This window comes from Pectobacterium wasabiae CFBP 3304 (assembly GCF_001742185.1).
Classification (GTDB): Bacteria; Pseudomonadota; Gammaproteobacteria; order Enterobacterales; family Enterobacteriaceae; genus Pectobacterium; species Pectobacterium wasabiae.
This window is the reverse complement of record NZ_CP015750.1, coordinates 3,496,774-3,510,330: the sequence shown is the minus strand read 5'-3', so window position 1 is coordinate 3,510,330 and position 13,557 is coordinate 3,496,774. Positions and strand designations below refer to the sequence as shown.

16 protein-coding genes are annotated in these 13,557 nt (G+C 52.2%); 10 read left to right on the top strand and 6 right to left on the bottom strand.

What is annotated here, in order from left to right; genetic code table 11:
- Window positions 1-591, bottom strand: a complete 591-nt coding sequence (locus A7983_RS15900) for a flavin reductase family protein (protein WP_005974181.1) — start codon at window positions 589-591, stop codon at window positions 1-3.
- A gap of 379 nt (window positions 592-970) precedes the next feature.
- Here A7983_RS15900 and A7983_RS15895 point away from each other — a divergent pair, with 379 nt between their 5' ends.
- The 10 genes from A7983_RS15895 (at window position 971) to A7983_RS15850 (ending at window position 7,495) form a co-directional block, all read left to right on the top strand.
- Entirely contained in the window at window positions 971-1,303 is a 333-nt protein-coding gene (locus A7983_RS15895) for a DUF1971 domain-containing protein (protein ID WP_005974178.1), read from the top strand.
- Window positions 1,304-1,313: 10 nt separating this feature from the next.
- Window positions 1,314-1,652 carry a DUF1869 domain-containing protein gene (locus A7983_RS15890; RefSeq protein WP_005974176.1) on the top strand — a complete coding sequence of 113 codons (339 nt, stop codon included), beginning with the start codon at window positions 1,314-1,316 and terminating at the stop codon, window positions 1,650-1,652.
- Between the two features lie 406 nt (window positions 1,653-2,058).
- Window positions 2,059-2,706 carry a hypothetical protein gene (locus A7983_RS15885; RefSeq protein WP_069704150.1) on the top strand — a complete coding sequence of 216 codons (648 nt, stop codon included), beginning with the start codon at window positions 2,059-2,061 and terminating at the stop codon, window positions 2,704-2,706.
- A 5-nt stretch (window positions 2,707-2,711) separates the two neighbouring features.
- The gene (locus A7983_RS24755; protein WP_322788152.1) at window positions 2,712-2,900 is read left to right on the top strand and encodes a hypothetical protein; all 189 of its coding nucleotides are present in this window, start codon (window positions 2,712-2,714) and stop codon (window positions 2,898-2,900) included.
- Between the two features lie 10 nt (window positions 2,901-2,910).
- Entirely contained in the window at window positions 2,911-3,246 is a 336-nt protein-coding gene (locus A7983_RS15875) for a hypothetical protein (protein WP_005974171.1), read from the top strand.
- Window positions 3,247-3,387: 141 nt separating this feature from the next.
- Window positions 3,388-4,434 (top strand): Fe(3+) ABC transporter substrate-binding protein, encoded by a 1,047-nt coding sequence (locus A7983_RS15870; RefSeq protein WP_005974168.1) that lies wholly within the window; start codon window positions 3,388-3,390, stop codon window positions 4,432-4,434.
- The gene (locus A7983_RS15865; RefSeq protein ID WP_039477457.1) at window positions 4,418-6,115 is read left to right on the top strand and encodes an ABC transporter permease; all 1,698 of its coding nucleotides are present in this window, start codon (window positions 4,418-4,420) and stop codon (window positions 6,113-6,115) included. Before A7983_RS15870 ends, A7983_RS15865 begins: the two co-directional genes overlap by 17 nt.
- A 21-nt stretch (window positions 6,116-6,136) precedes the next feature.
- Window positions 6,137-6,817, top strand: a complete 681-nt coding sequence (locus tag A7983_RS15860) for an ABC transporter ATP-binding protein (RefSeq protein ID WP_005974163.1) — start codon at window positions 6,137-6,139, stop codon at window positions 6,815-6,817.
- A gap of 85 nt (window positions 6,818-6,902) precedes the next feature.
- Window positions 6,903-7,181 carry a ribbon-helix-helix domain-containing protein gene (locus tag A7983_RS15855; RefSeq protein WP_005974158.1) on the top strand — a complete coding sequence of 93 codons (279 nt, stop codon included), beginning with the start codon at window positions 6,903-6,905 and terminating at the stop codon, window positions 7,179-7,181.
- A complete protein-coding gene (locus A7983_RS15850) occupies window positions 7,181-7,495 on the top strand; it encodes a type II toxin-antitoxin system RelE/ParE family toxin (protein WP_005974155.1) in 315 nt (104 codons plus the stop codon). Before A7983_RS15855 ends, A7983_RS15850 begins: the two co-directional genes overlap by 1 nt.
- Before the next feature lie 126 nt (window positions 7,496-7,621).
- On the opposite strand, the gene iolB is transcribed toward A7983_RS15850, so the two are convergent.
- From iolB to A7983_RS15825, 5 genes are read right to left on the bottom strand one after another with little or no spacing between them, the layout of a single operon-like run.
- Window positions 7,622-8,446, bottom strand: coding sequence for a 5-deoxy-glucuronate isomerase (gene iolB, locus A7983_RS15845; RefSeq protein ID WP_005974148.1), 825 nt, complete (start codon window positions 8,444-8,446; stop codon window positions 7,622-7,624).
- A 25-nt stretch (window positions 8,447-8,471) separates the two neighbouring features.
- The gene (gene iolE, locus A7983_RS15840; protein ID WP_005974145.1) at window positions 8,472-9,362 is read right to left on the bottom strand and encodes a myo-inosose-2 dehydratase; all 891 of its coding nucleotides are present in this window, start codon (window positions 9,360-9,362) and stop codon (window positions 8,472-8,474) included.
- Window positions 9,363-9,395: 33 nt separating this feature from the next.
- Window positions 9,396-11,300 carry a bifunctional 5-dehydro-2-deoxygluconokinase/5-dehydro-2-deoxyphosphogluconate aldolase gene (locus tag A7983_RS15835; protein WP_005974143.1) on the bottom strand — a complete coding sequence of 635 codons (1,905 nt, stop codon included), beginning with the start codon at window positions 11,298-11,300 and terminating at the stop codon, window positions 9,396-9,398.
- A gap of 42 nt (window positions 11,301-11,342) precedes the next feature.
- The gene (locus A7983_RS15830; protein WP_005974141.1) at window positions 11,343-12,476 is read right to left on the bottom strand and encodes a Gfo/Idh/MocA family protein; all 1,134 of its coding nucleotides are present in this window, start codon (window positions 12,474-12,476) and stop codon (window positions 11,343-11,345) included.
- 40 nt (window positions 12,477-12,516) lie between these two features.
- The gene (locus tag A7983_RS15825) at window positions 12,517-13,548 is read right to left on the bottom strand and encodes an ABC transporter permease (RefSeq protein WP_005974138.1); all 1,032 of its coding nucleotides are present in this window, start codon (window positions 13,546-13,548) and stop codon (window positions 12,517-12,519) included.
- Between the last annotated feature and the right edge of the window lie 9 nt (window positions 13,549-13,557).

Here is a 13,557-nt window from a genome sequence, read left to right as displayed (position 1 = left end):
TTAATGGCCGTATTTAAAATTAAAGCCTAATGCATCACCCGTAGTATCGTACTCGCGGAAGTTATATATCAGGGGTTTCCATTTCGACGAGTCGATAACATCATTTGAACCTAATAACTCACTGTCCACCCAAACATTAACGATATCCAGTTCGACAAGAATGAAACGACCTTTATCTGTCGTGCTAACCGTCTTACACTCTGCCTGGATAGGACATTCAATAACCCGAGGTGGCGTAATATCTGTAGAGGATTCAGTATGAAGACCAACTTTGGAAAATTTATCGTGACATATCTGAACACCCCATTTTATCTGGCCTTCAGATAGCGTATCGCTTCCGGTCAACTTACCGAGTGCTTCAACCTTCTCCCAAAGTTTGTAATCAGGGATATTGATAACAACATCAGATCCAGATAATAAATTATCGTATGTTTTGCTTCCTTTACTGACACCGATAATAATTTTATCACCGAGAGAAATTGACGATGAGATAGAAGCGACATTAATATTCCCGTTGCTATTATCCGTCGTTGTAACAAGAAAAACAGGGAAGCCGTAATAAAATGAACTGAGTTTCACGTTCTTTTTCATTTGAGTTAAAACCTCATCATAGACTAGCGTTATACTTTCTTATTCTTACTCTTTTGATTTACACTTAACAATAACTACAATTGAGTAGCGATGAGGGTATTTTGCTAATGTACTATCCAAAATAAGTAGGTCATTAATAAATAACTTAATGTAACTATTCCTTAGTGTGAGCGTCCTCTCAACTCAGCAACGGAGAAAAATAACCGGAATGCGAAACACCGATCCCTGATAATAGAGCCTTTTTACGAAGTGTTTCGGTATTGTAAAAAATTAATTAGCAAAAAATAATTCACAAGTTTCAAAAGAGGTATATGATATGCACTATATGGTTTTTTCCTTCCAGTCCACAGTGTGACTGGGTAAAGCATGAGGTTTAAACATGGAACGAATTGTCATACCCGCAAATTATGTTCATACCCGTACAACGCCTTTTTGGACAAAAGAGACGGCACCAGCGTCGATCTGGCAGCGCCATTTAGACGCAGGAACACGTCAAGGTGTTTACCCGCGTTTGTGTGTGATGCAAGGGACGATTCGTTATTATGGGTATGCTGATGAGACAAGCTCTGAGCCCGTCGAAACACTAACGATCGAAGCCGGACAATTTGGCGTATTTCCTGCGGAAAAATGGCATAGGATTGAAGCGTTATCTGATGATACGCTATTCAATGTAGATTTTTATGTCGATCCAAAAATCCTGATAGAAGGTTGAGGTAAATATCATGACAAGTGAAAACAAAGGATACTCATTAACACTGCTGAACTGCGATAATAATGAAAAAAAAGAGAAAGTTTATCTTAAACCGATGGCTTTTTATGTGCCAGACTTTGCCGCAGGCGCAGTCGCAGAACTGATTAATGAACTGCCATTAGCCAGTGAAAATAAAAAAGGTTTTTTACTGACGGTAACAAATAATAATAATGGTGTATCCGTTGACAAAGATTTCTCCACGCTTGATGAATTAAAAGACAAAACAAATTCTGCTGAAGCGGTGAAGGAATTGGTTAATATCGTCCGTGGTTACGATGCAGATGAAGAAACCAACGTCTGCGGCTGGTAAATCAATATATACTTTAAATAATTCAAGATAAATCCGTGCGATTTTTCCGCGATTCGAATTATTTAACCTAGGATTTTAGTACCCATTCTAATTAAAAAACAGGCGCTGGATGTCTTTTGACCTAACAAGCGCCCCTGTACCCTACATTTGATTACTCAGCGTAACTGTTTACAGCAACAAGTAATTACCAAGCTAAGCAATGTCACTCGCGATTAAAACACGCTGGAGGATACCTCCTCATCAGCCGTAGACCATCATCAAAATAACCATAAACAATTAAACTTTCTCAATAAAATGCCGATTTGCTATACGAGAATCGGTTTACTTAGCTTTTACAGCGACAGAATGCAGCTTCGTATTCCGCATGATGGGGTTATCCCGTCCTCCGAGAACAACGAGGCACTAAATGATTGATATACAGAAAGCATCAACAACATCCACTGTTAATCAACTGACAGAAGCGGGTACCGCTAAAGCAAAAGCCCCCTCAACAAACGCTCAGTTGTTTTCATCCTCCGTAGACCCAGATAAATCGGGTAAAACCAGCTCAATATCAACACTCGCAAGGCAATTGAGCGATGCCGCCATCAGAGCCGAGGCCAGAGATGCCACTAGTGACCGCAGTACATTGGCAGCCAAAGCCAAAAGCGCGAATAATGAGATCCTCGGCGAGAATTACGCCAATAACAAAAAAGCGCACGATGCAGAAATACCTGATAGCGATGATCCTGAGCGATTAGCCAGAGCGAAACAAGCTACGGCGTATAATAACCGCCAAGGAAGCAACCCTTTCAGAGGCTTATCTCGTGAACAACTAGCGCTGATTACTTATGACAACAGTGGAACTTTTACCGTAAATGAGCGAAGAGCAGCCTGGAGCGAAGCTTACGATCAAGAAGAAGTCTGGCGCACAATGGCCATAGCCCAAAGTAAGATGGAGTGGAATCGCGGTGAGTTTAAACAAACTGAATTTTTTAAAATGGTGTTAGCACACCATGAAAGCCTGCCATTAATCGAGCAAGCACAGGCACCTGAAGGTTATGTCCCCGCCTGAAGTACATGATAGAAATGGATTTCAATTTTATGACTGGGGAATCAGGAAAAAATTCAGATCCGCTAAAACCCCTGTTTGATCTACTCTCTCCCATTACTGGACTGAAATTAGAAGATGGCAAACTCACTCTGGATACAGCCAAAAATGCCGGATCGCGCTCATCAGATAATAACCAGATGATTACACCAGCATAAGAATTCACTAATGTGCGGTAATGACGTCAAAAATGCGGATTTGATCTTTTTTTCGCTGACATACATTGGCGCAGAAACAGTCATTACGTTAGTCGGTAGAATTGACAACATCGGGCTGAAAATTTCTCTGCTGGAACTTTACGCTCGTGACCAGAAGCAACATTTTATTGTTGAGAATGGCAAATCCACGATCCTTACCGAAAGAATAGTTTACCGGATTAACTATTCATATCAGCAGGCTATCCGTAAGCCAGACGCCGTAGCAATAGCCCTACTCAAAGCCACCAACCACCACGATATACCGACACAGAGATCCGCGATCTCTCCAGAGGAGCCGGTATGTTGACTCCCATCACGATAGTGAACAAACTGCGTCAATGAGATTGCAAACAAGAGTTATTATCATATACTGTTTTAGTTACCTGCCGAAAATATCTCCTTATTTTATTAATTTACGCATCACATTCACTCTGGAGAAGATAATAACATGTCAAAAACGCTGTCTGTTCTGCGCAAAAAAGCGCGCCTGCTCACGCTGGCCTCATCGCTGATGGTGGCCTATGCATTGCCTGCCGCCGCAGAGGATTCTCTGACCCTCTACACCACGCGCGAGCCTGGACTCATTCAGCCACTGCTTGATGCCTTCACTAAAGAGACATCTGTCAACGTGAATACCGTGTTCATCAAGGATGGCATGCTGGAGCGTGTGAAGGCGGAAGGCCAAAACTCACCGGCTGACCTGCTGATGACCGTCGATGCCGGCAACTTGATCGATCTGGTGGAAGCTGGCATAACCCAGCCGATTCAGTCCAGCACGTTAACCGATGTCATCCCAGCCGCGCTGCGCGATAAAGACAACCAGTGGTTTGGCCTGTCGATGCGCTCCCGCGTGCTCTATGCGGAAAAATCACTGCCGCTGACCAGCATTACTTACGAAAATCTGGCCGATCCGAAATGGAAGGGCAAAGTGTGTATCCGTGCGGGTCAACACCCTTACAACACCGCACTGGTTGCCGCGATGATCGCACACCATGGCGAAGCTAAAACCGAAACTTGGCTGCGTGGTGTGAAAGACAATCTGGCACGTAAGGCCACTGGCGGTGACCGCGACGTCGCACGCGATATCCTCGGCGGTATCTGTGATGTGGGTCTGGCGAATTCTTATTATGTCGGCCACATGAAGAATGCCAAAGAAGGCACCGATGCCCGTAAATGGGGCGATGCCATCAAGGTGGTTCAACCGAACTTTGAAAACGGCGGCACGCACGTCAATATCACTGGTGCTGCTGTGGCACGCCATGCACCGCATAAAGATCAGGCCGTGAAGCTGATGGAATATCTGGTTTCTGCACCAGCCCAGCAGCTCTACGCTCAGGCGAACTATGAATACCCAGTACGCAAAGGCGTCACGCTGGATTCCACTATCGGCAGCGCGATTGGTGAAGTTAATGTGGATAGTATTCCGCTGACTGACATCGTTAAATTCCGTAAACAGGCTAGTCAGTTGGTAGATAAAGTTGGATTCGATCAATAAGACCGGTTCGTCAACCCTGCGCGGCGCCTTCAGGCGGCCGCGCCTCTTTTTTTCTCCACTTCGCATCACTGCCGTTGTCATTGCGCTTGGCGTACTGGCTCCGCTGGTTTCCCTGCTGTGGCTAGCGGCTGGCGCAGGTGTCGGCCATTGGGATCACCTGATGCGCTATGTGCTACCCGATGCCGCGCTCAATACATTGATTCTGCTGATCGGCGTCGGCACATTAGTGATGGTGATTGGCGCGGGCTGCGCCTGGCTGGTCACCGCATTTGATTTCCCTGGCAGACAGTTCGTTAGCTGGGCACTACTGCTACCGCTGGCGATGCCAACCTACATTGTTGCCTTTGCCTGGCTCGATCTACTGCACCCCATCGGCCCGATTCAGGAAGTGATCCGTAGTCTTCTCGGCTATGACAGCCCTCGTCAGTTCCGTCTGCCGGATCTGCGCTCAATGACAGGCGCTATTCTGCTACTCGGGCTGGTGCTCTATCCATACGTTTACCTAACCATGCGTGCCATGTTTATCAGTCAACCCGCACACCTGCTGGAAGCGGCACGCACACTAGGGTTGAGCGCCACAGGCACCTTCCTGCACGTTGCCCTGCCGATGGCGCGCCCTGCGCTGGCGGTCGGCACCAGCCTGGCGTTACTGGAAACGTTAAATGATATTGGCGCGTCTGAATTCCTTGGGGTGAATACGCTGACCGTGACAGTCTACACCACTTGGGTCACCCGTTCGGATTTGCCCGCCGCGGCGCAGATTGCCTGCACGATGCTAACAGTGGTCATTCTGCTGCTGACGCTGGAATATTACGGCCGAAAAAACCAGCGTTACGGCACCAGCCGACAGATGCGCGGCATCATACCCGCGCCGTTGAAAGGCGTTCGCGCTGGGCTGGCGACCTGCGCAACCCTGCTGCCGATTCTGCTCGGCTTCATCGCCCCTGCCCTCTTTCTCGCATGGGAAAGCACCAAACGGCTGGGGGATAGCGTGACGATCTCCGCTGGTCTGATACGGTCATTACAAAACTCGCTGCTGCTGGCCGTTGGCGTCACGCTGGTCGTCACCGTCGTTAGCCTGATTATTGCGTGGTATGCCCGTCATTCGGCCATCACCGACCGATCGCCAGAACGACGCCGCGCCGTATTGAGAATCGCCTCGCTAGGTTACGCCGTTCCCGGTACGGTGCTGGCGATTGGCCTGCTAACGCCCGGTATGGCGACAGATAATTTTCTCGCCGAGTTGAGCGGCTATAAGGGATTGCCCCTACTTTCCGCTGGGATCCTGCTGGTTATCTGCTGCGCTATTCGCTTTATGGCGATTGGGATAGGTGCGCTTGATGCTGGGCTGACACGAATTCCCCCCGTAATGGAACAGGCGTCGCGTCTGCTAGGTGAAAGCGAGCTGGTCACTTTTTTCCGCGTGCATCTTCCCCTGCTGCGCCCAGCGCTGGTGACCAGTGCGCTACTGGTGTTTGCTGATGCGATGAAAGAACTCCCCGCGACATTGCTGCTGCGGCCCGTCAATTTCGAGACGCTAGCGACCGTCCTCTATGCCGAAGCGGCCAGAGGCACCTATGAGGAAGGCGCGATTGCCGCACTGCTGATCGTGCTGGCCGGCACGCTTCCGGTGGTGCTGCTGGCACGCAGCCAGTTAAAAACGTCGGTTGAGAAAGAATGAAAAACATGAGGAAGAGTCAAGGTGTCTGAGGCTACACTCGTTCTGAATAATGTCCACGTCGCCTACGGGCACAAGCATAATTTCCATCATGTGCTGAACGGTTTTTCCATGCAGGTTGTCGCGGGGGAACTCGCCTGTCTATTGGGTGCATCTGGATGCGGCAAAACCACAGCGTTGCGCGCCATTGCAGGTTTCGAGCACGTGAGTCAGGGAACGATTCACGTTGGCGGATGCTGTGTAGCAAGCCCAGACCTGCATCTGCCACCGGAACAGCGCAACGTCGGGATGGTGTTTCAGGACTACGCGCTGTTTCCCCACCTGACCGCCGCGCAGAATATTGCCTTTGGCCTGCGAAAACAGCCGAAGGATCTGCAACAATCGCGCGTTCGCGCCATGCTTGAGTTGGTCGATCTCACCGCGCTGGCACAGCGATACCCACATGAAATGTCCGGCGGACAACAGCAGCGAATCGCGCTAGCACGCGCATTAGCGCCTCAACCCGCCGTGCTGCTGCTCGACGAGCCGCTATCCAGCCTCGACCCCGACAGCCGCAAACGACTCGGGCAGGAAGTCCGCGATATCCTGCGAGACGCCGGACAAACCGCACTCCTGGTTACGCATAGCGAGCAGGAAGCTGAACTCATGGCCAATCACATTGGTTATTTGAAAGAAGGCAAACTCGACAATATTTCGGTGAACTGAGACGCCTGATTCGGTGGTTCACCCCTGACAAGATGGGAAATAGTGAGTATGATTAAATCCTATCAGCATGTTAAAGGGGTAAGCAATGAGAACAACACAACAGATGAGTATAACGCTACCGAATGAAATGGCGGCGCAGGTGAAAGCACGAGTTTCCAGCGGTGAATATGCGTCAGAAAGTGAGGTCATTCGGGAAGGGCTTCGAGCACTCATTGCTCGTGATAATGCAGTAGAGAACTGGCTACAGGAACAAGTCGTTCCCGCCTGGAATGCGCTACAACGCAGTGAAACAGAAAGTCTAAGCAGCAACGACATCAGAAGCAGATTAAAAACCGAGTTCAGGAAAATGACCGGAGAAGAGTAATGGATTACAGGGTAGTGTTCGCACCGGAAGCGGAAGAGCAACTCGCGGCACTGTACCGCTACATAGCGAAAGTTGCGTCCCCCAAAACCGCACTCAGCTATACAGAAAGCATTATCAGTTACTGTGAATCACTTGAGCTATTCCCTGAAAGAGGAAATCAGCGCAACGATATCTTGCCTGGACTGCGTGTCACTAACCACAGCAAACGAACACTCATCGCTTTTATGGTAGAGAAAGAAAAAAGAATAGTAACCGTTCTGGGCATTTGGCATGGTGGACAAGATTATGAAAGCGACTTGCAGACAGATAAATAAAACTAACATATTGAATTTTAATATTTTTCAACAATACACATCCTCGAATAATATGGCAGCAGCCTACAGACGCTCATAAGCCACTGCCCATTATTAAGCACATTTGTCAGTATTCAACGCGTTGCCCTACCTGTGCTTATCCGCATATTCCGGACTATTGATCCACTGGTGATCCGCTTCCCAGGTGAAACGCCACTGGCGCGTAGGCCCGGCCATCACATTCAGATAATAGCTGTCATAACCCGCAATCGTGGCGACCGGATGGTAGCCGCGCGGCACCTGCACTACATCCCGATCGTACACCGCCATACATTCATCTAATGAACGGTCATCGGTATAGACGCGTTGCAGGCAGAACCCCTGCTCTGGATTCAACCGATGGTAGTAGGTTTCTTCCAGATAGGTTTCCTGCGGCGGATTATCGACATCATGCTTGTGGCTGGGATAGGAACTGGTACAGCCCTCGTCGGTGTACACTTCGACCACCAGCAGACTATCCGCCGCTTTATTTTCCGGCAAAATGTTATGTACATAGCGCTGGTTATTGCCGACGCCACGCTGCTCGGCATCAATATTCGGCGGCGCGATCAGCCGAGTTGGGTGCGTGCCGAACCCCGGTGCGGCGCACACTGCCAGCTCCAGCGCCGAGTGAGCCGTCACCGTAATCGTTTCACCAGTCGTGACATAAACCGCATAAGGCTTCCTGCGCTCGAACGGGCTCATTCGGTCACCAATCTGCTCGAAACGCTCACTCGGCGTGACAACGGTAGCTTTGCCGCCGACCAGCACCAGACAGCGTTCGTTATCGCTGGCGGGCAGCGATAGCACCTGCTTCGATGCCAGTTGATACACATCGAATCCCACGTATCGCCAGCCCGCCGTTTCCGGCGTAATGTGCTGCGTCCGTCCGTGTTCGTCAGGATCACGATGACGAGATAAGAGTCGGGACATCTTTTGCCTCCTATATCACCACAAATCAGATCAATTCCGCCTGCTGGGCGAAACGTTGCAAGTTATTGTAGCCCAGCGTTGCATAGGTTAACGGATGCGCGACGGCTGGGTCCTGTTCCGCTTCGACCACCAGCCATCCGCTGTAGCTATTGGCTTTCAGGATGCTGAACACCGCCGGATAATCCACACAGCCATCGCCCGGTACGGTGAAGACGCCGCTCAGCACCGCATCCAAGAAGCTGGTTTTACGGTTTTTCACGTCTTTCAGCACGTCTGGGCGGATATCTTTGCAGTGAACGTGATTAATGCGATTAATCCAGCGTTTCGCCACCGCCACCGGATCGGCCCCCGCGAACGTCAGGTGACCCGTATCCAGCAGCAGCCCAACTTCCGGCCCGGTGTGCTCCATCAAATTATCCACGTCCTGCGCGCTTTCAATCACCGTGCCCATATGGTGGTGGTAAGCAATCTGCACGCCCTGACTTTGCGTGTAGCGCGCAAATTCGGTCAGCTTTTTGCCATATTCCGGCCAGCGTTCTTCGGGGAAACGCGGACGCAGATGAACGGGTTTCTGCTGGTCGCCGTGAATCGCGCCTGTCACTTCTGCAAACACCAGCACCGTCGCGCCGAGGTCGCGCAACAGCGCCAGATGCCCCTGTACCGCTTCGATCTCTTCTTCAACCGAGCGGGTCAGCAGCTCACCGGAATACCAGCCAGAAACTAAGCGCAAGTCGTGCGTTTGCAGGATTGGCCCCAGCACGCTGGCCTGACGTGGGAACTTGTTACCTAATTCAAAACCGACGAAGCCCGCCTGCCGCCCTTCGCTCAAACAGGTTTCCAGCGGTGTGTCCGCGCCCAGAGAAGGCAGATCGTCATTTGTCCAAGTGAGTGGATTTATACCAAGTTGAACAGTCATGTTATGTCCCTTATTCAAACACAGAGAAATGGGTTAACCGCGCTGACGCCAGACGGCGATCAGTTGCAGGTAGTTATGTTTAACTTGCTCAATCAATTCGGCGTCATCGATTTCGTTGCGCAGCCACTTTTGCGCAGGCTGGGCAAACAGCGTGCGCCCGACGGCAAACCCTTTCACAATCGGGAAATTGACGGCGGCGCTAAAGCCTTGTTGCAGCGTTTCCAGCGGCGCATCCAACCCAAGGATGACCACGCCGCGACAGTAAGGATCGCGCTGTGCCAGCAGCGGCGTGAGCTGTTCCCAACCTTCGGCGGACAGCGGTGGCAACTTCCACCAATCTGGTCGCACGCCAAGATTGTAGAAGCGCTGAATGGCGCGCAGATAAAGCGCATCGCTGTGCGCCATCCCTACAGGAAGAATGACTTCAAGCAGCAGTTCATGACCCGATTGACGGCAGGCCTGATAGACCTCCATCACCTTCATTTCCTGCTCGCGCCGCAGCGCATGAGCATCTTCTGGGTGGAAGAACACCAGACATTTCACCACGTGCTCCAGCGGCCAGCTCACCAGTTGTGAACCGATGTTGCCGCGTTCCATGATTAACGGGCGCGATCCCGGTAGCTCAATCGGTCGGCCAATCCACCAGCCTTTTCCGGTGATGTCGTTGAGCGCATCCTGTCCGAACGTACCGTCACACAGCAGACCGGCTTTGCTCTCCAGCCCTGCCTGCTGCGCCGCATCATAGCTCGCACGCAGAATCAGTTTCTTCAACGCCGGAATACGACTGATTTCCGTGCCGCAGTTCAGCGCCATGTCTTCCAATTGGCTGCGGTGATCGAAGGCAATCACGCACAGCTCATGCCACTGTTTACGGCGGGTCGTAACACGGTGTAGATGGTTAAGCTCTTCGTCCAGATCGGGACGCGGAACGCTCGCCGCCCGCGCTAAATAGTTATCCAGTTCAATCTTGCTTGGCATGGCTGGTGCGCAGCCGTGGCGTGATACCACCAGCGCTCCGCAGGCATTGGCGTAAGCACAGGCTTTCTCCCAACCTTCACCGTTGAGATAGCCACGCAACAGGCCGGACATAAATGCATCGCCCGCGCCCAGCACGTTAAGGACATCCACGCGCACACCTTTGATCGTAATGCCTTTATCCAGATGGTCGGGAATGGCATCGCTAAACACCGAGCAGCCCAGCGCTCCACGTTTGCACACCAGCTCCGCCTGCGTGTACTGCCGTACCGAGTGCAGCGCCTGCAAGGTATCCGTGCTGCCGCCCGCAATGTGGAATTCTTCTTCGGTGCCGACAATCACGTCGAACAGCGACAGCACCTGCTGCAACTGCGCCGTGACCGCCTGCGCTTCAACAAAGCGGGTTTCGCCATCGCCCAGCGACGTCAGCCCCCACAGCACCGGACGGTAGTCAATATCCAGCGCCGTCTTCACCCCGTTGCGCCGTGCATATTGCAGCGCCGTCAGCACCGCGGCACGCGTGTTAGGGTGAGAGAGATGTGTACCGGTAATCGCCAGACAGCGGGACGATGCGATGTAATTTTCGGTGAAATCCTCCGGTGAAATCGCCATATCAGCGCAGTTGTCACGGTAGAAAATCAGCGGAAAGGTATCGCGATCTTTGATGCCCAACAGCACCAGCGCTGTCAGGCGTTCCTTATCGGTAATCAAATGGCTGGTGTCACAGCCGACCTGATTCAGCTCTTCACGCAGGAAACGTCCCATATGCTCGTCGCCTACCCGCGCCAGCATCGAAGAACGTAACCCCTGTCGCGCCGTGCCGTAAGCCACGTTTCCGGACGACCCGCCCAGATACTTGGCAAAACTGCCCATATCTTCCAGACGCGCGCCGATTTGCTGCCCGTACAGATCGACAGCAACGCGCCCCATGCAAATCACATCAAACGTCTTTTCCTTACTCATAGCGGCAAACCCTGTAAAAAAAGTCGCGTAAAAAAGCCTTAATCAGCCCACCTCGTCCACGTTCACCCAACGCGCCGTTTCGTGTGACTGCACTATCGCATCCAGAACTCGCGAGACTTTCCAGCCTTCTTCAAAATCCGGCCACATGGGTACGTCAGCCGCAATACCGTCGATCAGATCGCGTACTTCCACCGTTTTCTGATCGTTAAATCCAATGCCGTGTCCAGCGCTGGCGCAGAAGGCCGCGTAATCAGGATGCTGTGGCCCAGTCAGCAGCGTTTTAAATCCCTGCCGATTTTCCGGTTCGTCATGCCGATAGAGTTTCAATTCCGCCATGCGTTCCTGTGTGAAACTCAGCGTACCTTTGGTGCCGGTCACCACGTAGGTCAGGCCCATTTTGCGGCCGCAGGCGATGCGTGAGGTTTCAATCACGCCGCGTGCGCCGCTGGCAAACCGCACCATGGCATGCGCCTGATCTTCGTTCTCCACCTGAACCCACTCGCTACTGCCCAGCGCTGTCGGACGCTGCGTAATCACCGTTTGCAGATCGCCGCAGACGCTGGCGATATCGCCCACCAGATACTGCGCCATGTTGACGATGTGCGCCGCCAGATCCCCTAACGCCCCCAGCCCTGCGGTTTCTTTAAAGCAGTGCCAGTCTGCGGGTTTGTTCGGATCGGCCAGATAATCCTCATTGTGCGTACCGTAAAAATGCACCACCTCGCCAATTTCTCCGCTAGCGATAATCTCTTTGGCCAACTGTGAGGTCGGGTTCTTCATATAGTTGAAGCCCACCAGCGTTTTCACGCCCGCCCGCTGCGCAGCATCGACCATTTCTCTGGCATCACGCGCGTTCAGTGCCAGCGGTTTTTCCGAGTAAACATGCTTGCCGTGCTGGATGGCCGCCATCGCCATCGTCTTATGCAGAAAGTTCGGCGCACAGATATCCACCACATCAATGTCGGGATCCGCCACCAGTTCACGCCAGTTCCCGGTTGAGCGCTGAAAGCCGAACTCCTGCGCCCGTTTAGCCGCCAGTTCTGGCGACACTTCCGCCAGCATGGCCTTCACCAGATTGCCTTTCAGCGGGAAGACCGTTGGTGCCTGCGCGTAGGCAATAGCATGTGCACGCCCGATATAGCCCGTGCCGATTAACCCAATGCGTACATTCTTCATATCCACCTCGGTGTAAAAAAAGATTCGGTACAGGCGCGGATCAGATAGCGCCGCGACGGCTCTTGGCATAGGTGTCGAACGCCACGGCCAGCACGATAATCAACCCGGTGATAATCTGCTGGTAGTAGGCCGATACGTTCATCAACACCAGTCCATTAATCAGAATACCCATGATGATCGAACCGATAATCGTACCGCTGATCCGGCCATAGCCGCCCATCAGCGAGGTGCCACCGATTACCACCGAGGCGATGACGCGCAGTTCGAAGGTGATCCCCGCGACCGCTTCTGCGCTACCGAGACGGGCGCTGAGAATAAATCCCGCCAGTCCGGCCAGACAGCCAATCACAACATAGACGCTGACCAATACACGTTGCACATTCACCCCCGCCAGTCGCGCAGCTTCGGTGTTGCCGCCAATGGCGTAGACGAAGCGACCCCAGCGGGTTTTATGCAGCGCCAGATAGCCCAGCAAGGCAACCAAGGCGAAGATCCAGATCGGCACCGAAATACCGAGGATCTCGCCCCGTCCCCACCAGCGATAGCCGGGGTCAAAGCCCGCAATCGGTGCACCGTCGTTCATCACCAGCGTTAATCCACGCCAGATCGTCATCCCGCCCAGCGTGACGATGAACGGCGGCAGACGCAGTTTGGTCACCCCTAACCCATGCAGGAAACCAATAAAGGTGCCCATTGCCAGACAGACGCCTAACGCGACCAGCCAGCTCAGGCCGTACCAGGCATCGGGATCGACGGTAGTAAAGTTGTCGCCTTTAATCACCGAGGCAGCAGTGATCGCACATACCGCCAGAATCGAGCCGACGGACAGGTCGATCCCGGCAGTCAAAATGACGAATGTCATCCCTACGGCCATGATGCCGTAGATGGACACTTCGGTAAGGATGTTGGTGATGTTGCGTTCGGACAGAAAGTTGCCATTCTGCGACTGAAAGAAAATCAGCAGCAAAATCATGAAAATAAACACGCCAAAGCGTTCAAAAAAGGCAATCGGGTCAAAACGTCCGCGCGGATTGGACGGCGTAATGGTCTTAGAAAGCGGCTGCTGGGACATGCGTCACCT